The 24,872-nt window shown below is 74.1% G+C and carries 19 protein-coding genes and 2 pseudogenes; 16 read left to right on the top strand and 5 right to left on the bottom strand.

Features of this window, described 5'->3' with window-relative positions; translation table 11 throughout:
* Nucleotides 1-72: 72 nt before the first annotated feature.
* Entirely contained in the window at nt 73-1,269 is a 1,197-nt protein-coding gene (locus tag KIF24_RS21810) for a hypothetical protein (protein WP_221085609.1), read from the top strand.
* Between the two features lie 29 nt (nt 1,270-1,298).
* Here the strand turns inward: KIF24_RS21810 and KIF24_RS21805 are convergent, their stop codons facing one another.
* Nucleotides 1,299-1,541: a CPCC family cysteine-rich protein gene (locus KIF24_RS21805; protein WP_221085608.1), complete on the bottom strand. Its 243-nt coding sequence runs from the start codon at nt 1,539-1,541 to the stop codon at nt 1,299-1,301.
* On the bottom strand, nt 1,534-2,460 hold the full coding sequence (locus KIF24_RS21800; RefSeq protein ID WP_221085607.1) for an SAM hydrolase/SAM-dependent halogenase family protein: 927 nt from the start codon (nt 2,458-2,460) through the stop codon (nt 1,534-1,536). Before KIF24_RS21800 ends, KIF24_RS21805 begins: the two co-directional genes overlap by 8 nt.
* Nucleotides 2,461-2,937: 477 nt before the next feature.
* On the opposite strand from KIF24_RS21800, the gene KIF24_RS21795 reads away from it, so the two are divergent.
* Nucleotides 2,938-3,264, top strand: a complete 327-nt coding sequence (locus KIF24_RS21795) for a hypothetical protein (RefSeq protein WP_221085606.1) — start codon at nt 2,938-2,940, stop codon at nt 3,262-3,264.
* 16 nt (nt 3,265-3,280) lie between these two features.
* Here KIF24_RS21795 and KIF24_RS21790 read toward each other — a convergent pair whose 3' ends face one another.
* Nucleotides 3,281-7,855 (bottom strand): ATP-dependent helicase, encoded by a 4,575-nt coding sequence (locus KIF24_RS21790; RefSeq protein ID WP_221085605.1) that lies wholly within the window; start codon nt 7,853-7,855, stop codon nt 3,281-3,283.
* Nucleotides 7,856-8,035: 180 nt separating this feature from the next.
* Between KIF24_RS21790 and KIF24_RS21785 the strand changes: the two genes are divergently transcribed.
* The 10 genes and pseudogenes from KIF24_RS21785 (at nt 8,036) to KIF24_RS21740 (ending at nt 18,210) form a co-directional block, all read left to right on the top strand.
* Nucleotides 8,036-8,416 carry a hypothetical protein gene (locus tag KIF24_RS21785; RefSeq protein WP_221085604.1) on the top strand — a complete coding sequence of 127 codons (381 nt, stop codon included), beginning with the start codon at nt 8,036-8,038 and terminating at the stop codon, nt 8,414-8,416.
* A 148-nt stretch (nt 8,417-8,564) separates the two neighbouring features.
* Nucleotides 8,565-11,402 carry a Na+/H+ antiporter subunit A gene (locus KIF24_RS21780; protein ID WP_221085603.1) on the top strand — a complete coding sequence of 946 codons (2,838 nt, stop codon included), beginning with the start codon at nt 8,565-8,567 and terminating at the stop codon, nt 11,400-11,402.
* Nucleotides 11,399-11,863 (top strand): Na(+)/H(+) antiporter subunit C, encoded by a 465-nt coding sequence (locus KIF24_RS21775; protein ID WP_221085602.1) that lies wholly within the window; start codon nt 11,399-11,401, stop codon nt 11,861-11,863. Before KIF24_RS21780 ends, KIF24_RS21775 begins: the two co-directional genes overlap by 4 nt.
* A gap of 31 nt (nt 11,864-11,894) precedes the next feature.
* Complete coding sequence (locus KIF24_RS21770; RefSeq protein ID WP_221085601.1) at nt 11,895-13,397, top strand: Na+/H+ antiporter subunit D; 1,503 nt, start codon at nt 11,895-11,897, stop codon at nt 13,395-13,397.
* Nucleotides 13,394-14,002: a Na+/H+ antiporter subunit E gene (locus tag KIF24_RS21765; RefSeq protein WP_221085600.1), complete on the top strand. Its 609-nt coding sequence runs from the start codon at nt 13,394-13,396 to the stop codon at nt 14,000-14,002. Before KIF24_RS21770 ends, KIF24_RS21765 begins: the two co-directional genes overlap by 4 nt.
* Nucleotides 13,999-14,262 (top strand): monovalent cation/H+ antiporter complex subunit F, encoded by a 264-nt coding sequence (locus KIF24_RS21760; protein WP_221085599.1) that lies wholly within the window; start codon nt 13,999-14,001, stop codon nt 14,260-14,262. The genes KIF24_RS21765 and KIF24_RS21760 overlap by 4 nt, the downstream gene beginning before the upstream one ends.
* A 65-nt stretch (nt 14,263-14,327) precedes the next feature.
* A complete protein-coding gene (gene mnhG, locus KIF24_RS21755) occupies nt 14,328-14,663 on the top strand; it encodes a monovalent cation/H(+) antiporter subunit G (RefSeq protein WP_221087488.1) in 336 nt (111 codons plus the stop codon).
* Between the two features lie 187 nt (nt 14,664-14,850).
* Nucleotides 14,851-16,203: a hemolysin family protein gene (locus KIF24_RS21750; RefSeq protein ID WP_221085598.1), complete on the top strand. Its 1,353-nt coding sequence runs from the start codon at nt 14,851-14,853 to the stop codon at nt 16,201-16,203.
* Nucleotides 16,200-17,266 (top strand): annotated as a pseudogene (locus KIF24_RS21745) (hemolysin family protein). The gene KIF24_RS21750 and the pseudogene KIF24_RS21745 overlap by 4 nt, the downstream one beginning before the upstream one ends.
* An 11-nt stretch (nt 17,267-17,277) precedes the next feature.
* A complete protein-coding gene (locus KIF24_RS21740; RefSeq protein ID WP_221085597.1) occupies nt 17,278-18,210 on the top strand; it encodes a sporulation protein in 933 nt (310 codons plus the stop codon).
* An 18-nt stretch (nt 18,211-18,228) separates the two neighbouring features.
* Here the strand turns inward: KIF24_RS21740 and leuE are convergent, their stop codons facing one another.
* Both leuE and KIF24_RS21730 read right to left on the bottom strand, forming a co-directional pair.
* Complete coding sequence (leuE, locus tag KIF24_RS21735) at nt 18,229-18,891, bottom strand: leucine efflux protein LeuE (RefSeq protein WP_221085596.1); 663 nt, start codon at nt 18,889-18,891, stop codon at nt 18,229-18,231.
* On the bottom strand, nt 18,888-20,132 hold the full coding sequence (locus KIF24_RS21730) for a bifunctional pyridoxamine 5'-phosphate oxidase family protein/GNAT family N-acetyltransferase (RefSeq protein ID WP_221085595.1): 1,245 nt from the start codon (nt 20,130-20,132) through the stop codon (nt 18,888-18,890). The genes leuE and KIF24_RS21730 overlap by 4 nt, the downstream gene beginning before the upstream one ends.
* A 34-nt stretch (nt 20,133-20,166) precedes the next feature.
* On the opposite strand from KIF24_RS21730, the pseudogene KIF24_RS21725 reads away from it, so the two are divergent.
* The 4 genes and pseudogenes from KIF24_RS21725 to KIF24_RS21710 all read left to right on the top strand — a co-directional run bounded on the left by KIF24_RS21725 (nt 20,167) and on the right by KIF24_RS21710 (nt 24,871).
* Nucleotides 20,167-21,505, top strand: a pseudogene (locus tag KIF24_RS21725) (aminotransferase class I/II-fold pyridoxal phosphate-dependent enzyme).
* 42 nt (nt 21,506-21,547) lie between these two features.
* Entirely contained in the window at nt 21,548-22,249 is a 702-nt protein-coding gene (locus KIF24_RS21720) for a UdgX family uracil-DNA binding protein (protein WP_221085594.1), read from the top strand.
* 49 nt (nt 22,250-22,298) lie between these two features.
* On the top strand, nt 22,299-23,438 hold the full coding sequence (locus tag KIF24_RS21715; protein WP_221085593.1) for an acyl-CoA dehydrogenase family protein: 1,140 nt from the start codon (nt 22,299-22,301) through the stop codon (nt 23,436-23,438).
* A gap of 68 nt (nt 23,439-23,506) precedes the next feature.
* Nucleotides 23,507-24,871, top strand: a complete 1,365-nt coding sequence (locus tag KIF24_RS21710; protein WP_221085592.1) for an MFS transporter — start codon at nt 23,507-23,509, stop codon at nt 24,869-24,871.
* Nucleotide 24,872: the final 1 nt, after the last annotated feature.

Below are 24,872 nucleotides of genomic sequence, written 5' to 3'. Positions count from 1 at the left end.
ATCGCTATTTGTATCGCGCTTCTCTTCGATCTACGGATATAGGCATTATCGAGGGGTTCTTAGGAGAATGCTGTGAATCATCCTCGTACTCGGGTCCTGGCTCTCGGCCTGATCACCGTTCTGACCATCTCCCTGCATCCCACGGCCGCGTCGGCCGCCCCCGCCGACCGGTGGAACGCCGACCTGTCGGCCGTCGACGCCGACGACGTCAACGTGCGGCACACCCGCGCCGGCCTCCGGCTGGCCGACGCCCGCCCGCCCCGGGTACCGGCCCGGCGTAGCGCCGTCGCCGAGGGCATGCTGGTGACCGCGCCGCACACCCTCAGCCGTCCGGCGACGCGGGTCCGGGCCGAGGTCACCGCCGCCGCCGGACCCGGCGCCACCGCCACCGTCCAGGTTCGCGGCTGGCGGGCGATCGGCTGGACCGAGTGGCGAGACGCCGTTCCGGGGGCCGTCTTCGACCAGCCGGTCCGGCGGGTTCAGGCCCGGGTGGTGCTGACCGGCAGCACGGCCGGCGCCACCACCGAGGTCCGGGCCGTCCGGCTCACCGCCGACGCCGCCGCCATCGCCGCCGCCACCCCCGGCCTCACCTACCGGGTGTACGCGACCCGGATCGGCCTGGTCGGCGAGTTGACCGCGAACGGGCACACCGTCCGCAACCGGGACCACTTCGTGGCGCTGCCGTCACGCCGTGGCCTCTCCCCGCGCAACACCGGCGACTACACCCTGCGGGTCTGTACCACCACCGGCAGCCGCTGCGAGTACGCCCCGGTCTGGGACGTCGGCCCGTGGAACACCCGGGACGACTACTGGAATCCCAGCTCGGTACGGGAGAACTGGAAGGATCTGCCCCGGGGCCGGCCGCAGGCGCAGGCCGCATACCAGACCGGCCACAACGGCGGGCGGGACCAGTTCGGCCGGGTGGTGCTGAACCCGGCCGGCGTCGACCTCGCCGACGGGACGTTCTGGGACGGCCTGCGACTGACCACGAACGCCTGGGTCGACGTGGCCTACCTGTGGACGGGTAGCGGCCCGCGGGGCGTGGTCGGCGACGGCCCGCTCAACGTGCGCACCGGCCCCGGCACCGGCTACCCGACGCGCGGACTGGCCGCCCAGCACGCCAACGTGCCGATCCAGTGCCATGTGACCGGGCAGACGATCGCCGGGCCGTACCGCACCACAAGCCGCTGGAATCGCCTGGCCGCCGGCCAGTTCGTCAGCCACGCGTACATCTCGGTGGTGTGGGGCGGGTCGGTGCCGCCCTGCTGAACCGTCGCCCGGGCCTCGCCGCGACCGGGTCAGGGCACTTCCTCGGGCCGCGGCGCACGGACCAGCTCCTGGTAGCGGGGGTGGCAGGCGCCGTAGACGGCGAAGTTGAGGCGGGCGTGGGACAGGCTCAGATCCCCGTTGGGTCCGCCGCGCACGGCGTCGGCGTCGGCGTCGGTCTGGCCGTCGTCGGTCCAGAAGCAGACGGGACAGGTGCCGCCGCCGGTCCGGAACGCGCAGCAGGGGCAGGCAGCGGGTACCCAGCGATCATCCACCTTGACAGCTTTCCACAATAGACATTTCGTCCGTGTGGCGCGGGTGCGCCTCGGCCGAGGCCGGAACCCGGACCCGCAGCAGCGTACCCGGGATCACCGCGAGCAGGTTGGCGGCGTGCCCACCGTTGACCGAGAGCGCGACCCGGCCGGCGGAGTCGACGTGCGCCACCAGCGCGCCGAGGGGAGCGTCGCCGAACGTACGCCCGTGCACGGCCGCCAGCCCCTGGTCTCCGCCACCCGCCGCGGGCGGCTCCGGCCGGTCGGTCACCGGGTGCACCCGAAGCCGGTCCGGCAGCGGCGCCAGCAGGTCGGCCGGGGCGGCGAGCTGGACGTTGCCGAAGTGGTCCACCGTCAGCACCTCGGCGACGAAACCGTCCGGCCGCCGCTCCACCAGCGGTTCGGGCAGCCGGACCAGCGTCGCCGGGTCGACCGCCGGGCCGGCCTCGGCCAGCGGTGCGCCGAGCGCCAGCCGGGCCGCGACCGGTGCGAAGACGTCCCGCCCGTGGAAGGTGGCAGAGATCCGCGGCGCGAGCCATCGCGGGTTGGTCAGCTCCACCGCGCCGGTCACCCCGCCGAGGGCGTCGGCGGCGTCGACCAGCAGGCCGTTGTCCGGCCCGACCAGGAAGCCTCCGGGCGTGCCCAGGGCGACCCCCCGCCGGGTGGTACCCACCCCGGGGTCGACCACCGCCACGTGTACCCCGTCGGGCAGGTGCGGAACGGTCTGCGCGAGGACCGCCGAGCCCCGGCGGATGTCGCCCGGCGGCACCAGGTGGGTCACGTCGATGACCCGGAGCGCGGGGGCGACTCGCGCGATCACCCCGTGGCAGGCCGCCACGAACCCGTCGGCGAGGCCGTAGTCGGTGGTCAGCGAGACGACCCCGGCCGATGTCCGGAGTTCGCTGTCGGCGCTGCTGCTCACGGCACCGGATCGTACGCCCGGACGCCCGGGTCCGCCCGCCGTGTCCGGCGCGGTGCGGTGTCCATTGGGTCGCCGGTGGCGGGCGGTCCCGGCCGGTGGCCGGCCGGGCTGCCGGATAGCCGACAACGCGGCTGGCCGACCGGCCACTGCCTGCACCGGGGCCGGGTTGGGCAGACTGCGTGAGGTGAGCCACCGGATCCTGCCAGCCGTCGTCCTCACGGTCACGATCGTGCTGGCCGCCTGTGGTGGCGACCCGGCCGGGCCACCCGCCGTGGGACCGGCGCCGCCCGACACCACCTCGATGGCGCAACCATCCCGGCCGACCGGCCCGATCGCGCCGGGCGGTGGGACGAGCCCCGCCACGCCGGGCGCCGCCGAGGGCCGGCCGGTGCCGCGGCCACGCCGGCCACCCGGTCGGCGTCGGCCGGCCCGAACGCCGACGGCAGCGCGCCACGGCGCCCGCCCAGCCCACCGCCGGTGGTGCTGCCACCGCGCCAGGACGGTGCGCCCACGGCCCGGGAGGTCGTCGCGGCCTTTCGGGCCGCCGGGCTGAAGGCGGCCAACCCGCGGGACAGGTCCGCCGAGTGCGGACCGGACGGGCTGGGGCTGGGCTGCTCGGAACTGGTCGTCACCGACCACCTGGCCGTGTACGTCTTCCCCGACCAGAGCAGCGCCGGTGACCTGGCCGACGTGTGGGCAGGAGCCGCCTATCGCAGGGGCACCGTGGTGCTCAACTATCTGGAGGCGTCGACCCCACCCACCGACCGCTCCCGCTACGAACGGGCCCTCGACGCCCTCGACTGACCCGTCGCCGCCGGCCCTATGGGCGCAGGCGGAGACCGCGCGGGGTGGTGCGGAATCCGGCGGCGGTGAGGGCGTCGCGCAGCGGCGACGAGCGGACGGACTCACCGTCGGCGCGTTCCACCGAGATCGGGCCCAACGCGCCGCTGTGCACGGCGTCGGCCAGCGCCTTTCCGGCCGTGGCCAGCGCGTCCTCGTCGTCGGTGAAGGAGAGGACGGTGCGCCCGCCCCGCTCCACGTAGAGCACCAGGCCGCCCGCGACCAGCACGACCAGCGCCCCGGCCTTGCGACCGGCCCGGTGGCCGGTGGCCGGCGCCGGTGCCGCGTCGCCGGAGTCGACGGCCCGTTCCGGCCAGGGCAGCGCCGCACCGTACGGGTTGGCCGGATCGGTGGCCGCCAACACCACGGTGGCGCCGACCCGGGCCCGCCCACCGTCGAGCGGGTCGGCCAGGGCGCGGATCCGGTCCACCGCGCCGGGCACCGCGAACTGGGCCGCCCCCAGTCCGTCGACGAAGTATCCCCGCCGGGCCGCACCGCGCTCCTCCAGCGCGGCCAGCACCGGATAGACCGCGGCGAAGCCGCCGGGCACCTGCTCGGCCACGACCGCGCCCCGGGTGAGCACGCCGTGCCGTTCCAGCAGGACGTCCGCCAGCGCGGCGGCGCGGCGGGTCGGGTCGGTGTCGCGTTCCGGCAGCAGCGACCACCGGCCGGCCACCGTCGGCGGCCCGCCGCGGCTCGGCAGGGACACCCGCCCCGGGCGCCGGTAACGGCCGCGCGCCGCGGCCGGGCGGGAGCGGTGCGCACCGCCCGCACCGAGCACCGCCCGCAGCGGCGACAGGGTGTCGTTGGTGACGTGACCGGCCCAGACCAGATCCCAGATGGCGGCGGTCAGTTCGGCGTCGTCGGTGGCACCGACCCGGTCGGCCAGCGGGCGGAAGAACAGCGCCTGCCCGTCGCCGAGGGCGTCCAGGACCGCGTCGTGCAGGGGGAGGCTGGTGAGCGTGTCGTCCGGCGGCGGAAACAGCAGCGGGGCGGCGTCGGCGTAGGCCAGGCTGACCCAGCCGTCCCCGCCGGAGATCGCACCCGCGCCGGCCCACAGCACCTCACCGCTGGCACACAGCTCGTCCAGCTGCGCGGGGGAGTAGTCCGCGACCCGGGCGGGCAACACCAGCCGCTCCAGCGCCGACGCGGGCACCGTGGCGCCCTGCAACTGCTCCAGGGCAGCGGCCACCGCCTCCAGCCCGCGCGCCGACGAGCCGACCTGCTGCCAGCGGGGCAGGAAGGTGGCCAGCGCCCGGGGCGGCACCGGCTCGATCTCCCGGCGCAGCGCCGCGAGGGACCGGCGCCGCAGCAGGCGCAGCACCTCCGCGTCGCACCACTGGGTGCCGACCGTGCCCGCAGTGAACTCACCGGAGACCAGCCGACCGGCCGCGGCCAGGCGGCGCAGCGTCTGCTCCACCACGAAGACACCCAACCCGAACCGCGCCGCGCAGGTGGCGGCGGCGAACGGGGCGTGGGTGCGGGCGTAGCGGGCGACCAGGTCGCCGAGCGGGTCGGCGACGGGTTCGAGGTATGCCTCGGCGACACCGACCGGCAGGGCGACACCGAGCGCGTCCCGCAACCGGCCGGCGTCCTCGACGCCCACCCAGCGGTCCTGCCCGGCGACGCGGACCGGGAGTACCCGCCGGGCGGCGGCCAGGTCGGTCAGCCAGTCGACGGGCACACCGCGCGCGGCCAGCTCGTCGGTGCCCAGGTCGCCGAGCTGCCGCAGCAGCTCGACCACGTCCTCGGCGTCGCGGGGGCGACGCTGGGCGGTGAGCCAGCGCAGCTGCCGTTCGGTCTCGCCGAGCACCGCTGGGTCGAGCAGCTCGCGCAGGTCGACCCGGCCGAGCAACTCGCCGAGCAGGGCGGAATCCAGCGCGAGTGCCGCGGCCCGGCGTTCCGCCAGCGGCGCGTCGCCCTCGTAGAGGAAGGCGCCGACGTAACCGAAGAGCAGCGAGCGGGCGAACGGCGACGGCCGGGCGCTCTCCACCTCGACCAGCCGCACCCGGCGGCCGGCCAGCTCGCGCATCAGCTGGGTCAGGGCGGGCAGGTCGAAGACGTCCTGCAGGCATTCCCGGGCCGCCTCCAGGGTGACCGGGAAGTCGGCGTACTCGCGGGCCACGTCGAGTAGTTGGGCGGCGCGTTGCCGCTGCTGCCACAGTGGCTGGCGGCGGCGGGGGTCGCGGCGGGGCAGCAGCAGCGACCGTGCGGCGCACTCCCGGAACCGGGACGCGAACAGCGCCGAGGTGCCGACCGACTCCTCGACGAGCTGGGTGATCTCCTCGGGGTCGAAGGCCACCACGTCGGCACCGGGTGGGGTGTCGGCGGTGTCCGGCAGGCGCACCACGATGCCGTCGTCGGCGGGCAGCACCTGTGCGTCCACGCCGTAGCGTTCGGCGAGTCGGCGACCGATGGCCAGTGCCCACGGTGCGTTCACCCGCGCCCCGAGGACGCTGTGCACGGCGAGACGCCAGTCGCCCAACTCGTCGCGGAACCGCTCGACCACCACCGTCCGGTCGTCGGGCAACGCGCGGGTCGCGGCCTGCTGCTCGCGCAGGTACGCCATCAGGTTGCCGGCGGCCCAGTCGTCCAGCCCGGCGGCGTGCAGCCCGCCGGTCGCCTCGTCGTCGCCCTGGCGGAGCAGGGCCCGGACCCGGGCGCCGATCGCCCGGCCCAGTTCCACCGGCCGGCCCGGCTGGTCGCCCTTCCAGAAGGGCATCTTGGCCGCCTGCCCGGGGGCGGGGGAGACCAGCACCCGGTCCGGCGTGATCTCCTCGATCCGCCAGGACGAGGAGCCGAGCAGGAACACGTCGCCGACCCGGGACTCGTAGACCATCTCCTCGTCCAGCTCGCCGACCCGGGCGGCGCGCTGCGCCCCGGCCAGGAAGACGCCGAACAGCCCTCGGTCGGGGATGGTGCCGCCGCTGGTCACCGCGAGCCGCTGGGCGCCCGGCCGGCCGGTCAGCACATCGGTGGCGCGGTCCCAGACCAGCCGGGGACGCAGCTCGGCAAAGGCGGTCGACGGGTAGCGGCCGGAGAGCATGTCCAGCACGGCGTGCAGCGCGGAGTCGGGCAGCTCGGCGAAGGGTGCGGCCCGGCGCACCACCGCCGCCAGGTCGCCGACCGGCCACTGGTCGAGCGAGACCATCGCGACGATCTGCTGGGCGAGGACGTCCAGCGGGTTGCGGGGGTGGTGCAGCTCCTCGATCGCGGCGTCGGCCATCCGCTCGGCGACCACGGCGCAGGAGAGCAGGTCGCCCCGGTGCTTGGGCAGGACCACTCCCCGCGACACCGCGCCGACCTGGTGCCCGGCGCGCCCGACCCGTTGCAGCCCGGCCGCCACGCTCGGTGGTGCCTCGATCTGCACGACCAGGTCGACCGCGCCCATGTCGATGCCGAGTTCGAGGCTGGAGGTGGCGACCACGGCCGGCAGCTGGCCGGCCTTGAGCGACTCCTCGATGTGCCGGCGCTCCTCCCGGGAGACGCTGCCGTGGTGTGCCCGGGCGATCACCGGTGGGGCGCCGGTCACCGCGCCGGCCTGGGCCATCATCTCCGCCGGTGTCCGGGCCGGACGGTCGGTCGCGCCCGGCGCGTGGTCGGGCGTCTCCGCCGCGGCGAGTTCGTTGAGCCGGGCGCAGAGCCGTTCCGCGCTGCGCCGGGAGTTGGTGAAGACGATGGTCGAGCGGTGCGCCCGGATCAGCGCGAGGACTCGCTCCTCCAGAGCGGGCCAGATCGACGCCGACCGGGCACCGGCGAGGCCGTCCTCCGGTGCCTCCCGCTCGTCCAGGCGGGTCATGTCCTCGACCGGGACCTGGACGCTGACCTCGATCGTCTTGGCGGTGACCGGGGCGACCACCTCGACCGGGCGGGCGCCGCCGAGGAAGCGGGCGCACTCGTCCAGCGGCCGGACCGTGGCGGAGAGGCCGATTCGTTGTGCCGGGGTGGGCAGCAACTCGTCGAGGCGCTCCAGCGAGAGCGCGAGGTGGGCGCCGCGCTTGGTCCCGGCGACCGCGTGCACCTCGTCGACGATCACTGTCTCGACGCCGCGCAGCGAATCCCGGGCGGCCGAGGTGAGCAGCAGGAACAGCGACTCCGGGGTGGTGATCAGGATGTCCGGCGGGGTGCGGGCGAAAGCCCGGCGCTCGTCGGCGGGGGTGTCACCGGTACGCATCCCGACGGTGATCTCCGGCGGGGTGAGCGCGAGCCGGGTGGCGGCGTGGCGGATGCCCACGAGGGGGGCTCGCAGGTTCCGCTCGACGTCGACGGCGAGCGCCTTGAGTGGGCTGACGTAGAGCACCCGGCACCGGTGGCGGGGGTCGGCCGGCGCGGGCTCGCGGGACAGCCGGTCGAGCGACCACAGGAACGCGGCGAGGGTCTTGCCGGAACCGGTGGGTGCCACGACCAGGGCGTGGCGCCCGGCGGCGACCGCGTCCCAGGCACCCACCTGCGCCGTCGTCGGCGTGGCGAACGCCGCACCGAACCACTCCCGGGTCGCCGGGCCGAACCGGGAGAGCGCCCGCTCGCCGGTCGCCGCCGCGCTGGAATCCGCCACGACCCCATCCTGCCCCCGGGGACCGACATCCGTCGCCGCCGGCCTGACGGGCTATGTCTCGTTAAGGCGTTACAGGCGACTTGGGTGTTGAATCCGTTAAGTCTCCTCTAACTGCTTGCATGCAGGGGGGCACATAAAGTAACTTTCACCCGCGATGTGGCGAGCGGCGGAGGGGGTCGGATGGCCGTCGAGGAGCGGAGTTCCGGATCCGGCACCGACATTCTGATCCGCAAGGTCGACAGTCATGTCACCACCCTCCGTGGCGGGCTGCACGGCCCGGAACTGGAACTCGCCGAGCGGCTCGCCGACTGCCTGCGGGAGCTGGTCGTCTCCACCGCGCAGGCGAGCGCGGCCGACCGCGCGCAGGTGCGGGCCGCCGTGCACTACTTCGTCCTGCGCCGGGAGAGTCGCGGCCGACTGCTGTCGGTGCGTTCCCTGGCCGCCGCCCAGCGGCTGGTCAACAAGGCGGCGTCGCAGCTCGGCCGGCCGGACCTGGTGGTCGACGGCCGGCCCGCTCGCGGCGCGGTGGACGCCCCGCCGGACCGCACCGCGCGTTCCTGAACCCGGTCGTCGGGGTCGCTGCCGCATTGACGGCGAAAATGGGCCTATTTCGGGAAAACCACCCACCGCGCATGGAACTGTCGTCTGATCGCTGCTAGGCGCCCTTCCACGCCGAGCGGCGCCACGGCCACCTCGACCGGGAGCGCGCGTGCTCGTACTGCTGATCCTGCACCTCGTGGCGGCCCTCGTGGCACCGCTGCTGGTCCGCTGGTGGGGTCCGCGTGCCTGCTATCCGCTGGCGCTCGCGCCCGGCGCCGCCTTCGGCTGGGCGCTGGTACGCACGTCCGACGTGGCCGACGGCGGCGCGGTGACCGAGACATACCCGTGGGTGCCGGAACTGGGGCTGGACCTCGCCCTGCGGATGACCACCCTGTCCTGGCTGATGACGCTGCTGGTCGGTGGCGTGGGCGCGCTGGTGCTGGTCTACAGCGCCCGGTACTTCCCGCCCGGTGCGGTCGGCAACGGCCGGTTCGCCGGGGTGATGGTCGCCTTCGCCGGGGCGATGCTCGGGCTGGTCCTCGCCGACGACCTGCTGCTGCTCTACGTCTGCTGGGAGCTCACCACGGTCTTCTCCTACCTGCTGATCGGGCACAGCACCGAACGGAGGTCCAGCCGCTGGGCGGCGGCCCAGGCGTTGACCGTGACCACCCTCGGCGGCCTGGCGATGCTGGTCGGGTTCATCATGCTCGGCCACCACGCCGGCACCTACCGCTGGTCGGAGGTGGCCGAGGGCCCGCTGCCCGGCGGGGCGTACCTGGTCGTCGCCGCGCTGCTGATCCTGCTCGGGGCGCTGTCGAAATCGGCGGTGCTGCCCTTCACCTCGTGGCTACCGGTGGCGATGGCGGCGCCGACGCCGGTCAGCGCGTACCTGCACGCGGCGGCGATGGTGAAGGCCGGCGTCTACCTGCTCGGCCTGCTCGCCCCGGTGCTCGCCGTGGTCGGACCGTGGCGTCCGGTGGTTCTGGTCGCCGGCCTGGCCACCATGCTGCTGGGCGGTTGGGCGGCGCTGCGCCAGACCGATCTGAAGCTGCTGTTGGCGCACGGGACGGTCAGCCAACTCGGCCTGCTGGTGGTGGTAATCGGGGTGGGCACCGCGGACGCCGCGCTGGCCGGCGTCGCGATGCTGCTCGCCCACGCCCTGTTCAAGTCGGCGCTGTTCCTCGTCGTCGGCGTGATCGACCACGGTGCCGGCACCCGGGACCTGCGCCAGCTGTCCGGCCTGCGCCGGAGCGCGCCGATCCTGACCGGCGTGGCGGTGCTCGCCGCCGCGTCGATGGCCGGCCTGCCGCCGCTGCTCGGATTCGTCGCGAAGGAGGCCGTCTTCGCCGCCTTCAGCGACCAGCCGCTGGTGCTGGCGGCACTGGTCGCCGGCACCGGGCTCACCGTGGCGTACAGCATCAGGTTCATCTGGGGTGCCTTCGCCACCCGCGCCGGGACGGCCCCGACGCAGCTGGGGCCGATCGGGATGCCGCTGCTGGTGCCACCGTTGCTGCTCGCCGGGCTCGGACTCGTCGCCGGCCCGGCGGCGGGGGTGCTGGATCACCTGCTCCGGCCGTACCCGGAACTGTTCGGCGCCGTCGAGGAACACCTGGCGCTGTGGCACGGCCTCACCCCGGCGCTCGGGCTGTCCGCCCTGGCCGTGGCGGGCGGGGCGGCGCTGTTCGCGCTGCGTGGCCCGCTGACCCCGGTGCTGGCCCGGTTGCGCTCGCCGGTCACCGGCCAGCGGGGATACGAGTGGATCACCCACCGCTTCGACCGGATCGCCGTGGACGTCACAAGCGTCACCCAGCGGGGATCGCTGCCGCAGTATCTCGGGCTCATCCTGATCGTGCTGGCCGCCGTGCCCGGCGGGGCGTTGTTCCTCACCCGGCCCTGGGAGCAGCCGCTGGCGCTCTGGGCGACTCCCGTGCAACCGGTGGTGCTGCTGGTGATCGGTGTCGCCGCCATGCTCGCCGTGGGCGCCAAGCGGCGGTTGACCGCGATGCTGCTGGTCGGGATGACCGGCTACGGCACCGCCATGCTGTTCGTGCTCTACGGCGCGCCGGATCTGGCCCTGACCCAGTTCCTCGTGGAGACGATGACCATCGCGATCTTCGTGCTGGTGCTGCGCCGGCTGCCGGAGCGCTTCTCGGTGCGACCGCTGCGCCGCAGCCGCTGGATCCGGCGGACGATCGGCGTGATCGTCGGTACGACCGTGGCCGGACTGGCCCTCGGCGCCGCGGCGGCCCGGCGAACGCGCTCCATCTCCGAGGAGTTCCCGCACCTGGCGGTCGAGCGGGGGCACGGTCGCAACGTGGTCAACGTGACGCTGGTGGACATCCGCGCCTGGGACACCCTGGGCGAGGTGGCGGTGCTGGTGGTGGCGGCCACGGGGGTGGCGAGCCTGATCTTCCAGCGGTCCCGCACCGGGCCGCGACCCCGTCGGCGGGAGAACGACGGTGCGGAGACCACCGCCGGCCGGCCGGTCTGGCTGCGCGGCGGGGCCACGTTGGACGAGCGGCAGCGCTCGATCGTGCTGGAGGTGGTCACCCGGCTGATCTCCCACACCGCGGTGCTCTTCTCGCTCTACCTGCTGTTCTCCGGACACAACGCCCCCGGCGGCGGCTTCGCCGGTGGGCTGGTGGCCAGCCTGGCGTTGACCATGCGCTACCTCGCCGGTGGCCGGTACGAGTTGGTCGAGGCCGCGCCGATCGGCGCCGGCATGGTGCTCGGCGCCGGGCTGTTCCTCGCGGTCGGCAGCGCGGTGGTCTCCCTGCTCGCCGGCGGCGCCGTCCTGCAGAGCACGACCATCGAGCTCTGGCTCCCGTTGATCGGGCACTTCTACCTGGTCACCTCGCTCTTCTTCGACATCGGCGTCTACCTGGTGGTGATCGGGCTGACGCTGGACGTGCTGCGCAGTCTCGGCGCCGAGGTGGACCGGCACATCGAGGCGACCGGCCGGGCCGGCGGTCGGCTGGCCGGCGAGGGCCAGAGGGAGGCACGGTGAGCGGTGCCGGGGCGAACCTGCTGTCCTTCATCGCGATCGGCGTGCTCGTCGGCTGCGGCGTGACGCTGCTGCTGGAACGCAGCCTGAGCCGGGTGCTGCTCGGCGTGATCCTGATCGGCAACGGGGTCAACCTTCTGATCGTCTTCGGTGGCCGGTCCGGGGAGGCGCCGGTGGTCGGGGTCGCCGACGAGGCGGCGATGAGCGACGCGCTGCCCCAGGCGATGGTGCTCACCGCCATCGTGATCACCTTCGGGTTCACCGCCTTCCTGCTGGCGATCAGCTATCGCAGCTGGTACCTCACCGGAGACGACGAGGTGCCCGACGACATCGAGGACCGGCAGGTGGTGCGCCGGGCCGCGCGCAAGGAGGTCTCGACCGCCGACGTCGGCGGCGAGCCACCGGCGGCCGATCCCCAGCAGATCGACGCGCCGGCACCCCGCCGGGAAGAGGGACCGGGATGAGCCGGCACGCGCGAACCCGCCGGGGGCGGCGATGACCGCGCTCGTGCCGCTGCCGGTGGTGCTGCCGCTGCTGGGCGCCGCGCTGACGCTGCTGCTGGCCAACCGGCCGTGGCCGCAGCGGGCGGTCAGCGTGGGCTGCCTGACCACCAGTCTGGTGGTGGCGGTGCTGCTGCTGGTGCAGGCGTACCGGCACGGGCCGCTGGTGGTCCAGATCGGCGCCTGGCCGGCGCCGGTCGGCATCGTGCTGGTCGCCGACCAGTTGGCCGCGCTGATGCTGGTGGTCTCCTCGGCGGTGACCCTCTGCGTGCTGCTCTACTCGATCGGGCAGGGCCAGGCGGAGATCGGCGAGACCGCACCGGTGTCCATCTTCCACCCGACCTACCTGGTGCTGACCGCCGGCGTGTGCAACGCCTTCCTGGCCGGTGACCTGTTCAACCTCTACGTCGGCTTCGAGATGCTGCTCGCCGCGAGCTTCGTCCTGATCACCCTCAACAGCACCGGACCGCGCATCCGCACCGGCTCCACGTACGTCGTGGTCAACGTGCTGGCCTCGATGATCTTCCTGATCTCGGTGGGCCTGATCTACGCGGCCACCGGCACGCTCAACCTGGCCCAGCTCACCGCGCGGCTGGACGCGCTGCCGGACGGCGTACGGCTGAGCCTTCAGCTGATGCTGCTGGTGGCCTTCGGCATCAAGGCGGCGGTCTTCCCGCTGTCGGCCTGGCTGCCCGACAGCTACCCGACGGCGCCGGCACCGGTCACCGCGGTCTTCGCCGGCCTGCTCACAAAGGTCGGCGTGTACGCGATCATCCGGACGCAGACCCTCCTCTTCCCCGGCCAGCAGGCCGGCGAGCTGCTGATGGTGGCCGCCGCACTGACCATGGTGGTCGGCATCCTCGGCGCGGTGGCCCAGTCGGACATGAAGCGGCTGCTGTCGTTCACGCTGGTCAGCCACATCGGCTACATGATCTTCGGGGTGGGGCTGAGCACGGTCGCCGGACTGGTCGGGGCGATCTTCTACGTGGTGCACCACATCACCATCCAGACCACCCTGTTCCTGATCGCCGGGCTGGTCGAGCAGCGCGCCGGCAGCACCGACCTACGCCGGCTCGGCGGGCTGGCCCGGCTGGCGCCACTGCTCGGCGTGCTCTTCTTCGTCTCGGCGATGAACCTCGCGGGCATCCCGCCGTTCTCCGGTTTCCTCGGCAAGCTCGGCCTGCTCCAGGCCGGTGTCGCCGCCGGTGGCCCGTTGCCCTGGACGCTGGTGGCCGTCTGCACCGCGACCAGCCTGCTCACCCTCTACGTGGCGAGCCGGGTGTGGAACATCGCCTTCTGGCGGTCGCCCTGCCAGACCGTCGCACCGAGCGCACCGCTTCCGGCGCTGATGGTCGGCGCCACGGTGGCCCTGGTCGTCCTCGGCGTCGGCCTGACCGTGGTGGCGGGCCCGCTGTTCGAGGTGACCGCGGGCGCCGCGACGGACCTGATCGAGCGGACCCCGTACGTGCGTGCCGTCCTGCCCGGCGGGGCGTCGTGACCGCGCCCGGCACCGGCGCGGCAGCACCGTCCGGACCCGGCCGCGGGCCCGGGGGCCGGGCGGGCCGGCGGCGCGACCAGCTGATCGCGTACGGCTGGCTGGTGCTGGTCTGGAACCTGCTCTGGGGGGACTTCAGCTGGGGCAACCTGCTGGGCGGCCTGCTGGTGGCCGCCGCGGTGCTGGTGTTCTTCCCGCTCCCGCCGGTGACCTTCTGCGGCCGGCTGAGGCTGCGCGGGGTGCTGGTGTTCGGCGGGTGGTTCGTCGTCGAGCTGGTCCGGGCCAGCGCACACGTGGCCCGGATCGCGGTGCAGCCCGGCTTCACCCCGCGTTCGGCCATCATCGCGGTGCGGCTGCGGGTGCCCACCGATCTCAACCTGGCCCTCACCGCCGAGGTGCTCTCCCTGGTGCCGGGCACGTTGATCGTGGAGGTGGACCGGGACCACGGCACCCTCTACGTGCACGTGCTCGACGTACGCGGCCCGGCCGACCTCGCCGCGAGCCGCGACCGGATCCGGGCCGTGGAGCGCCGGATCGTCGCGGCGGTCGGCTCGGACGCCGAGCTGCGCCGGGTCCGTTCCGATCGAGTTGACAAGGAGTTCTCGTGACCGCTGTCGTCGCCGTCGTCCTCACCGGCCTGCTGTCGGTGGCCGCACTGCTCGCCCTCGTCCGGCTCTACCGGGGCCCGTCGCTGCTGGACCGGGTGATCGCCGCCGACATGCTGCTCGCCACCATGGTCGGCGCCGTCGGCGCGGAGGCGGCGATCAACCGGCACGCCACCACGCTGCCGGTGCTCGTGGTGCTCGCCCTGCTCGGCTTCGTCGGTTCGGTCTCCCTGGTCCGATTCGCCGTGCGGGACCGGCCGTGACCCCGGCCGGCAGCCGGTCGGGTCTGGCCGAACGGCTGGCCGTGGGCGACTGGCCGGGCGTGACCGTGTCGCCCGGTGCCGTCGCCGACTGGCTGGCCGCCGTCTGCCTGGTCGCCGGTGCGCTGCTGAGCCTGGCCGCCGCGATCGGGGTGCTGCGCTTTCCGGACACGCTGAGCCGGATGCACGCGGCAACCAAGCCGCAGGTGCTGGGCGTGCTGCTCCTGCTGCTGGGGGTGGGCCTGCGGCTGCGCAGCCCCGCCGACCTGGGCATGGTCGTCCTTGTCGGGGTGTTTCAGCTGGCCACCGCTCCGGTCGCCGCGCAGATGATCGGCCGGGCGGCGTACCGCAGCGGGCGGGTGAAGCGGGACCTGGTCGACGTCGACGAGCTGGCCGAGAGCTGAGGCCCGCCCGCCCGGCGGTGAGCCGGCCGGCGCGGCCGGCCGGAGTCCGCACAGCTACCTGCTCCGGCCACCGACGCCGGTAGAATAACGGCATGATCGACTCTTCTGCCCAGGAGGGCAGCAGTAGCCAGCCGGGTAAGCCCCGGCATACCCACGCACCGACGGCCCCGGGAGCCCTGAACCTCCCGTGTTGATCCTCGTCGGTCTTCTTCTGATCGTTTTCTTGACCGTCGCGACGGGCTACTTCGTCGCGCAGGAGTTCGGCTACGTCGCGGTCGACCGGGGCAAGCTCAAGCAACGCGCCGCCGAGGGCGACCAGGCATCCGCCCGCGCCCTGGAGGTCAGCGGCCGGCTGTCGTTCATGCTCTCCGGCGCCCAGCTCGGCATCACCGTCACCGCCCTGCTGGTCGGCTACGTCGCGGAGCCCTACCTCGGCGCCGGCCTGGCCGAGCTGCTCGGCGTGGCCGGCGTCTCCGCCGGGGTCACCATGCCGCTGTCGATCGCACTCGCCCTGTTCATCGCCACCGTCGTGCAGATGGTGGTGGGTGAGCTGGCCCCGAAGAACCTGGCCATCGCCCGCCCCGAGGCGGTCACCCGGGCGCTGTCCCGGTCCACCCTGGTCTACCTGGCGGTCGCCGGGCCGGTGATCAAGCTGTTCGACCGGGCCGCGGTACGCCTGCTGCGCCGGATCGGCATCGAGCCGATCGAGGAACTGCCCAGCGGCGCCACCCCGGAGGACCTGGAGCAGATCATCGCCGAGTCCCGGCTGGGCGGCCACCTCGACGCCGAGATGTCGGAACTGCTGGACCGCGGGCTCGACTTCCGCCAGCTGACCGCGGGCGAGGCGATGGTGCCCCGGGTCGACGTGCACACCGTCCGGGCCGACGAGCCGGTCAGCCGGGTCGTCGAGCTGCTGGACACCGGCCGCTCCCGCTTCCCGGTCCGGGGTGCGGAGGGCGTCGACGACCTGGTCGGCGTGGTCGGCATCGCCGACGTGCTCCAGGTGCCCCCGGCCGAGCGGGCCACCACCCAGGTCGGTGCGGTGGCCGGCGCGCCACTGCTGGTGCCCGAGACGCTGCCACTGCCCACGGTGCTGGACCGGCTCCGCTCGGGGCATCGGCAGCTCGCCTGCGTGGTCGACGAGTACGGCGGCTTCGCCGGCGTCATCACGCTGGAGGACATCGCCGAGGAACTGGTCGGCCCGATCCGTGACGAGGACGATCCGCCGGAGCGGGCCCCGGCACGGCAGGACGACGGGTCGTGGGTGGTTCCCGCACGCTGGCGCATCGACGAGGTCGCCGACAGCACCGGCATCGCACTGCCCGAACACCCCGAGTACGACACCCTCTCCGGGCTGGTCATGCGGGAACTGGGCCGGGTACCGGAGGTCGGTGACCGGCTGGAGATCAGCCTGCCGGCCGACGGGGACCACGGCGAGACCGCGGGGCGTGCCCTGGTCGAGGTGCTCGCGGTCGACCGGCACGTCGCCGACTCGGTCCGCCTCCAGGTGGCCGGCGGGCGCGCGGAGGTGACCGCGTGAGTGCCGGGTTCGCGCTGCTGACCTCCGTGGTCCTGCTGGCGCTCAACGGCTTCTTCGTCGCCGCCGAGTTCGCCCTGGTGGCGAGCAAGCGGTACCGGCTGGAACAGGCGGCTGCCGGCGGGGGCGGGCCGCCCGCGCCGCGCTCGACGGCGTACGCGAGCTGTCCCTGATGCTGGCCGGTGCGCAGCTCGGCATCACCCTGTGCACGCTGGGCCTCGGTGCGCTGGCCGAGCCGGCGATCGAGCATCTGCTCAGCCCGGTGCTGCACGCCGTCGGACTGCCGTACGGCGCCAGCCACGCAATCGCGCTGATCTTCGCGCTGAGCCTGGTCACCTTCCTGCACCTGGTGGTCGGCGAGATGGCGCCCAAGTCGTGGGCGATCACGCACCCGGAGCGCTCCGCGCTGCTGCTGGCCCTGCCGTTCCGGGCGTTCGCCCGGGTGTCCCGGCCGGTGCTGTCGGCCCTCAACGCGGTGGCCAACGCGCTGCTGCGGCTGGTGAAGGTCAACCCGCAGGATCAGCTGGCCCAGGTGCACGGCCCCGACGAGCTGCGGATGCTGCTGGAGCAGTCCCGCGAGCACGGGCTGCTCGGCGCCGCCCAGCACGAGCTGCTCACCAGCATGCTCGAACTGCAGGAGACCACCGTCGCCCAGGTGATGGAGCCGTTCGAGCGGATGGTCACGGTGCGCCGCACCGATTCGGCGGACCGCATCGAGCAGGTCAGCCGGGACAGCGGCCGTTCCCGGTTGGCGGTGCTGGATGCCGCCGGTGACGTCTGCGGCCTGGTGCACGTACGGGAGGCGGTGCGGGCCACCGCCAGCCGCCCCGATGCCACCGCGGCGGAGATGTTGAACGAGGCGATCACCCTGCCGGCCACGGCCACGGTGACCGAGGCCGTGGCCGTGATGCGGGGCCGCCAGTCCCAACTCGCCCTGGTCCGCAACGGTGGCGGCCCGGCCCGGCCCGTCGGCTTCGTCGCCCTGGAGGACCTGCTCGAAGAGGTCATCGGGGAGTTCGACGACGAGACCGACCCGATTCCGCGCGCGGTGCGCCGGCTCAGGTAGGGCGGACACGAGTGCGGCTGACGGGGGTGTCACCGGAGTCGGGCGGAACGGGCCTGACGGTGCAGACCGTGCTGGCCAACCCGAGCACCCGCCCCGGCCTGCGGCTGCCGGGGCGGGTCAACCTCGTCGCCGGCTCCGTCGACGTGCCGGTCTTCCACGTCCGGCTCGGCCTGGTCAGCACGGTCGAGCCGGACGATCCGGAGGCTCCCCGCGGGCTGGTGCAGTTCCACCAGGCGCAGGTGGCCGGCGCGTTGGTGCTGCGGGCCGGGCGGGCCCGGTCGATTCCCTTCGAGTTCCCGTTGCCGTGGGAGACGCCGGTGACCACGCTGGGCGGGGTGCCGTTGCTCAGCCTGCGGATGGGACTGCGGACGGAGGTGGCGATCGAGCCCGCGGTGGACCAGGGCGCGATGGTGCCGGTCTTCGTCCACCCGCTGCCCACCCAGCAGCACGTGCTGGCCGCGCTGGCCGCGCTCGGTTTCCGCGTCCGGCAGTCGGGGCTGGTGGACGGCCGGCTGCCGGGGGTGGAGCAGACCCTGCCGGTGCACCAGCGGTGGGGTTTCTGGGTGGGGCCGCTCTACGCCGGGCCGATCACCGAGCTGGAGGTGATCTTCGTGGCCAACCCCGCGGGGCTCGAGGTGATCCTCTGGTGCGACCGGCGGTTGGCGCTGGCCGGGATCACCCACACCAGCATCAGCCGGTTCCGGGTCTGGCACGCGGGTGCCGACCAGCGGGACTGGGCGGCCACCGTGAACGGCTGGCTGCGCCACACGATCAACCGGCACGCCGCCGCCGCGGCCCACGCGCACTGGTCGGCCAACATCAGCGAGTCGGCCCACGTCAGCCGGCGGCCCGACGAGCCGGTTCCGCCGGGTTTCGGGCTGGGCGGCACGGCGGGCGGCGCCGGTGTCGGCGGTGGCGGCGGTGGCGGTGGCGACGGCACCTGAGCGGGCCGCCCGCCGATCTCACCCCTGGGCGAGCTTGAGGCCGAAGCCGAGGAAGAGCGCGCCGACGGCGGTGGTCGCGCCGGCCGCCAGCCGGCGGCGCCGGCGGAACTGGGCGGCCAGGAACGTGCCCGCGAAGATCAGCGCAGTGAGGTAGAGCACGCTGGCCACCTGCGCGATCAGCCCGAGCAGCAGGAACGACAGCGCCGGCCAGGGGTAGGTCGGGTCGACGAACTGGATGAAGAACGAGACGAAGAACAGGATCGCCTTCGGGTTGAGCAGGCTGACCACCAGCGCCTTGCGGAACGGGCTGCGCACCGCCGCCGGCTCCGCCGCGTCGATCAGTCGCGGGGTGCTCGGGTCGTTGCGGTCCCGCCAGCGCCGCCAGGCCCCGCGCAGCATGGTCAGCCCCACGTAGCCCAGGTACCCGGCGCCCGCGTACTTGATCACTAGGAAGACCGGTGGGTACGCCTGGAGCAGCGACGCCACTCCGGCGGCGGAGAGGAACATGAGCACCGCGTCGCCGACCCACACCCCGCTCGCCGCCCGGTAACCGACGCCCACCCCCCGTCGGGCGGCGGCGGAGAGGACGAACAGCGAGTTGGGCCCGGGCAGCAGCACGATGGCCACGGTGCCCAGCACGTAGGTCCAGATGTCGGTGATCCCCAGCACGCTCGACATCATCGGTCCACCGGGGCCGGCGCGCGAAGCCTTTCCCACAGCCGGACCTGTGCGTTCGGCCACTCGTCGACGGTCATCGAATACTGCACGGTGTCCCGCCACGAGCCGTCCGGGCGCAACCGGTGCATCCGCAGCACCCCCTCCCGGTGCGCGCCGAGCCGCTCGATGGCGCGCTGGGAGCGCTCGTTGCGGATGTCGGTGTGCCAGACCACCCGCACCGCGCCCAACTCCTCGAAGGCGCGGGTGAGCAGCAGCAGCTTCGCCTCGGTGTTGACCCCGGTGCGCCACCACGGCCGGCCGAGGAAGGTGTGCCCGATCGCCACCGACCGCCGTTCGGGGTCGATCTCGTAGTACGAGGTGGTGCCGAGCACCGCGCCGGTGACCGCGCACCGCTGCACCCACGGCACCTGCTCGCCCCGGTGCCACGCGGACAGGTAGGCCCGGATGACAGCCGCCAGTTGGGCGGCGTCCGCCGGCTGGCGTCCGCCGAGGTGCCGCCAGACCTCCGGGTCGGCGGTGGCGGCGAACAGTTCGTCGGCGTGCGACAGGTCGAGCGGCTCCAGCAGCACCTGCCCACCGCGCAGCACCACCGGCTCGTGCCACGGTGAGTGAGCCGGCCGCAGGTAGGCCGGCACCGGCGTGGCCACCCCGACGTCGGGCTCGGGCGGCCCGGCGGCCAACCGTAGCGGCACCACCCCGGCCCAGTACGGCAGGTCGAGGTCGGCTGGCTCGTCGTTCACCCCGCCGCCGCGGGCGCGCACCGAGACCTCCACCAGCGGCAGCGCCAGCACGGCGGTCGCGGCGAGTTCCCGCCGGGCCGGCGGGCGGCTGTCCGCCGCGCGACCGGCGGCGACCTTTTCCACCAGGGCGGTGAACACCGCGGCCCGCTCGCCCGGATCGGTGACCAGGTAAGCGGTGCCGTGCGCGATCACCGACCGGTAGTTGGCGCTGTGGTGGAACTGCGAGCGGGCGAGGACCAGCCCGTCGAGCAGGGTGACCGCCACGCAGACCGGCAGGCCGCCGCCGCGGGCGGCCAGCAACGGCCGGCTGCCGGTCGAGCCGTGCAGGTAGAGCGTGTCGCCGACGCGGACGTGCAGGGTGGGCAGCAGCCGGGGTTCGCCGTCCACGGTGAACCCCAACACGCAGTGGTACGCCTCGTCGATCACGGCGTGGGCGGCGTCGCGGTCGTAGCTCATCCGGTCCGGGGAGCGGCTGGCGGTGGTGCGGGCGGTCTGCGCGTACATGCTCCCACCTTTGTTCTAGTACAATCCTGTGTTTGTGTCAGCACGCTATCAGGTGACCGGTGCGACGGCCGTCGAGATCTCGGCCAGCATCGAGTCGGGCATCCGCCGCGCCGACCTCGCCCCCGGTGACCCGCTGCCCCGGTCCGCGCGCTCGCCGCCGACCTGGCCGTCAGCCCGGCCACCGTCTCCCGCGCCTACGCCGAGCTGCGCCGCCGTGGCCTCGTGGTCACCGCCGGTCGGCACGGCACCCGGATACGCTCCCGGCCACCGGTCGCCGCCCGCCGCGCGGCGCTGCGCCCACCACCCGCCCCGGGATACGTGACCTGTCCCGGGGCGAACCCGATCCACGGCTGCTGCCGCCGCTGCGCCCGCACCTCGCCGCCCTCGCCGACCTCATCGGCGACCAGGTGGGCTACCCGGACCTCGCCGTGCTGCCCGAGCTGGCCGAGGCCGCCCGGGCGCGCCTGGCCGCCGACGGGATTCCCGCCGCCGAGGTGACCCTCACCGGCGGTGCGCTGGACGGCATGGAGCGCCTGCTCGGCGCTCATCTCCGCCCCGGCGACGCGGTCGCCGTGGAGGATCCGGGCTGGGCCGCCCTGCTCGATCTGCTCGCCGCGCTCGGGCTGCGGCCGATCGGTGTGCCGGTCGACGACGACGGACCGGTCGTCGCGGGAGTGGCCGCCGCCCTCGCGGCCGGGGCACGGGCGCTGATCGTGACCAGCCGGGCGCAGAACCCCACCGGCGCCGCCGTCCGCGCCGACCGGGCCGGCGCCCTGCGCACCCTGCTCGCCGGTCGCGCCGACCTGTTGCTGATCGAGGACGACCACGCCGCCGAACTGGCCCGCGTACCGCTGCATCCGCTCGCCGGCGCCACCGCCAACTGGGCCTTCCTCCGCTCGGTGAGCAAGCCCTTCGGCCCCGACCTGCGCCTGGCCGTGCTGGCCGGGGACGAGACCACGGTGGCCCGGGTGGCCGGCCGGGCGCGGGTCGGTGCCGGCTGGGTCTCTACCGTGCTGCAACGGCTCGTCCTCTCCCTCTGGCGCGACCCGACGGTGACAGCTCTCGTCGACCGGGCGGCGGCCAGCTACGAGCGGCGGCGAGCCGGGCTGGTCGCCGCCCTGGCCGACCGGGGCCTGCCGGCGCACGGTCGCAGCGGGATCAACGTCTGGCTGCCGGTGACCGACGAGACCGTCGCCTGCACCGTGCTGCGGGACGCCGGCTGGCTGGCCGCGCCCGGCGCCCTGTACCGCATCGCCGGCCCGCCCGCGCTGCGGATCACCATCAGTTCGCTGGACGAGGCGGACCTGCCGGCACTGGCCGACGCGCTCGCCCGGGCCGCCCGCCCGGTCCCATCCGACGGGTTCAGCGCCTGACCTGCTCGCGTGGTCCGCGCCACACCGGGTAGAACAGTCGCCATGGCCGACACCGACACCGCGCCCGGCGCCCAACGCTTCATCCCACCGCGGGCCGACACCCTCGACGCCCTGCGCGCCGCCGCCACCGGCTGCCGGGGCTGCGAGCTGTACCGGGACGCCTCGCAGACCGTCTTCGGTCGGGGCGACGCCACCGCCCGGGTGGTCTTCGTCGGCGAGCAGCCCGGCGACATCGAAGACCAGAAGGGACTGCCCTTCGTCGGCCCGGCCGGACGGCTGCTGCGCAAGGCGGTCGACGACGCGGGCCTGGACCCGGGACACATCTACCTCACCAACGCCGTGAAGCACTTCCGTTTCGAGCTGCGCGGCAAGCGACGCATCCACCAGACGCCGGACCGGGTGCACATCATCGCCTGCCGGCCCTGGCTGGTCGCCGAATTCGCCCAGCTGAACCCGGAGGTCGTGGTGGCGCTCGGGGCGACCGCCGCGAAGTCGCTGCTCGGCCCGGCGTTCCGGGTCACCCGCCAGCGCGGCGAACTGCTGCCCTGGCCGGCCGCCGCACAGCACCCGGAGGACTTCCAGCGGGTGCCGGTGGACAGCGCCGGGCACACGGCCGACGCGCCGCCGGCCCGGGTGCTGGCGACCATCCACCCGTCCGCGGTGCTCCGCGCCGACAACCAGGACATCGCGTACGACGGGCTGGTCGCCGACCTCACCGTCGCCGCCCGCGCCCTCGCCGGCTGACCTCGCGTGCGCGACCGTCGAGTCCGCCGGCGGTGCCACACTTGCCGCCATGCAGCAGCACCTCTACGACCGCGATCACGACGAGTTCCGCGAGCTGTGCCGGACGTTCCTGGCCCGCGAGGCGGTGCCGCACCACGAACGGTGGGAGTCCGACGGGATCGTCGACCGCGCGGTGTGGCGCTCCGCGGGCGCCGCCGGGCTGCTCGGCCCGGACGTCGACGAGGCGTACGGCGGCGGCGGGCAGCGCGACTTCCGGTACAACGCGGTGCTGGTCGAGGAGATCGTCGCCGCCGGCTGCTCCGGGCTCGGCTTCGGCCTGCACAACGACGTGGTGGCGCCGTACCTCACCGAGCTGACCACCGACGAGCAGCGCAAGCGCTGGCTGCCGGGATTCTGCTCCGGAGACCTGGTCACCGCCATCGCGATGAGCGAACCGGGCGCCGGGTCCGATCTGGCCGGCGTCCGCACCACCGCCGTGCGCGACGGCGACACCATCGTGCTCAACGGGCAGAAGACGTTCATCACCAACGGTGAACTGGCCGACCTGGTGATCGTGGTCGCCCGCACCGCCGACGAGGGCGCGCACGGGGTGAGCCTGATCGCGGTGGAGACCGGGACCGCCGGCTTCACCCGGGGCCGCCGGCTGGCCAAGGTCGGCCTGAAGGCCAACGACACCGCCGAACTCTTCTTCGACGACTGCCGGGTGCCGGCGGAGAACCTCGTCGGCACCGAGAACCACGGCTTCTACCACCTGATGGCCAACCTGCCCCGGGAACGGATCAGCATCGCGGTCGCCGCGGTCGCCGCCGCGGAACGGCTGCTCGCGCTGACCCTCGACTACGCGCGTACCCGGGAGGCGTTCGGCCGGCCGATCGGGAAGTTCCAGCACAACCGGTTCCTGCTGGCCGAGCTGGACACCGAGGTCACCATCGCGCGGACCTTCCTCAACCACTGCATAACCGAGTTCAACGCCGGCCGGCTGTCGGTGACCGACGCGGCCAAGGCCAAGTGGTGGACCACCGAGCTACAGAACCGGGTCGCCGACCGGTGCCTGCAACTGCACGGCGGCTACGGCTTCATGCTGGAGCACCCGGTGGCGCGGGCCTGGCTGGACAGCCGGGTGCAGACCATCTACGGCGGCACCACCGAGATCATGAAGGAGATCATCGGACGCGGCCTGGGACTGTGACGAAAACCGGGCTGCCGACCGTCGGTCTGGTGCGAAAGGATGGTGACCCCTTACCGAGGAGCAGCCCGTTGGCCACCGACCTGACCACACCGCTGCCGGCGCACCCGGCTGCCGCGCCGATCCAGCGGCGTACCCTGCGCCTGCTCTTCACCACCCAGGTCGTCGGCGGGATCGGGGTGACCATCGGCATCGCCGTCGGCGCGCTGCTGGCCGCCGAGATCGCCGGTACCGCGGTGGCCGGCCTGGCGCAGAGCGCCGCCGTGGTCGGCGGCGCGCTGCTCGCCGTCCCGGTCACCCGGATCATCACCGGGCACGGCCGCCGCCCGGGTCTGGCCTTCGCGTACGGCGTCGGCGCGCTGGGCGGCGTGCTGGTCGTGCTGGCCGCGGCGACCCGGTGGGTGCCGCTGCTCTTCCTCGGGATGCTGCTCTTCGGCGGTGGGGCCGCGGCCAACCTCCAGGCCCGCTACGCCGCGGTGGACCTCGCCGAGCCGCATCGCCGGGCCCGGCAACTGTCGCTGATCGTCTGGGCCACCACCCTCGGCGCGGTCGCCGCCCCGAACTTCGCCGCCCTCGCCGACCGCACCACCCGCGGCTGGGGGCTGCCGGCACTGTCCGGCCCGTTCGCGTTCAGCGCCGTCGCGTTCGTGGTCGCCGCCGGCGTACTGCTGGTGTGGTTGCGGCCGGACCCGCTGCTCACCGCCCGCCGGCTCGCGGCGGCCCACCCCGGCGACCCGGTGCCGGGTGAGGCGCCCGCCCCGGCGCCCGGCGTCGCCCCGGTGGCGGCCGAGCCGGTCGCCGTGCCGGCACCGCCGGCCCGGCGCGGTCCGGGCATGCGTGCCGCCTGGTCGGTGGTACGCGCCCGACCGGCGGCCCGGCTCGGCGTCGCCGCCGTGGCAGTGGGCCACCTGGTGATGGTGGCGGTGATGGCGATGACTCCGGTGCACCTGCGGGAGTACTACGCCGTCGAGGAGGTGCTGCCGGTGGTCGGGCTCGTGCTGAGCCTGCACATCGCCGGCATGTACGCACTGGCGCCGGTGGTCGGCTGGCTCACCGACCGGGCCGGTCGACGCCCGGTCATCCTCGGTGGGATCGGCACGCTGCTGGCGGCCTGCGCGGTCGCCGGCACCGCCGGGCACGACACCCTCCGGCTCACCATCGGTCTGATCCTGCTCGGGCTGGGCTGGTCGGCGACCATGGTGGCCGGTTCCACCCTGCTGTCGGAGTCGGTGCCGGACGCGGTCCGCCCCAGCGCACAGGGCCTGTCCGACCTGGTGATGGGGCTGGCCGGGGCGGTGGCCGGCGCGGCCAGCGGGTTTGTCATGCAGGTGGCGGGCTATCCGGTGCTGACCCTGCTCGCCGCGGTCGCGGTGGCACCCCTGCTGGCGTTAGCGTTGCGGCCGGTGCCGGTGGGTGCGGCGGACGAGGAGGGATGAT

Origin of the sequence: Micromonospora tarapacensis (genome assembly GCF_019697375.1) — a bacterium.
Lineage (GTDB): Bacteria > Actinomycetota > Actinomycetes > Mycobacteriales > Micromonosporaceae > Micromonospora > Micromonospora tarapacensis.
This window is presented reverse-complemented; position numbering and strand designations above follow the sequence as displayed.

What these genes read in the sequence shown, in the direction of transcription:
- KIF24_RS21720 (WP_221085594.1), top strand. Translation starts at nt 21,548, where the DNA reads ATGGCCGACACCGACACCGCGCCCGGCGCCCAACGCTTCATCCCACCG.
- KIF24_RS21730 (WP_221085595.1), bottom strand. Translation starts at nt 20,132, where the DNA reads ATGTACGCGCAGACCGCCCGCACCACCGCCAGCCGCTCCCCGGACCGG.
- KIF24_RS21715 (WP_221085593.1), top strand. Translation starts at nt 22,299, where the DNA reads ATGCAGCAGCACCTCTACGACCGCGATCACGACGAGTTCCGCGAGCTG.
- KIF24_RS21770 (WP_221085601.1), top strand. Translation starts at nt 11,895, where the DNA reads ATGACCGCGCTCGTGCCGCTGCCGGTGGTGCTGCCGCTGCTGGGCGCC.
- KIF24_RS21785 (WP_221085604.1), top strand. Translation starts at nt 8,036, where the DNA reads ATGGCCGTCGAGGAGCGGAGTTCCGGATCCGGCACCGACATTCTGATC.
- leuE (WP_221085596.1), bottom strand. Translation starts at nt 18,891, where the DNA reads ATGATGTCGAGCGTGCTGGGGATCACCGACATCTGGACCTACGTGCTG.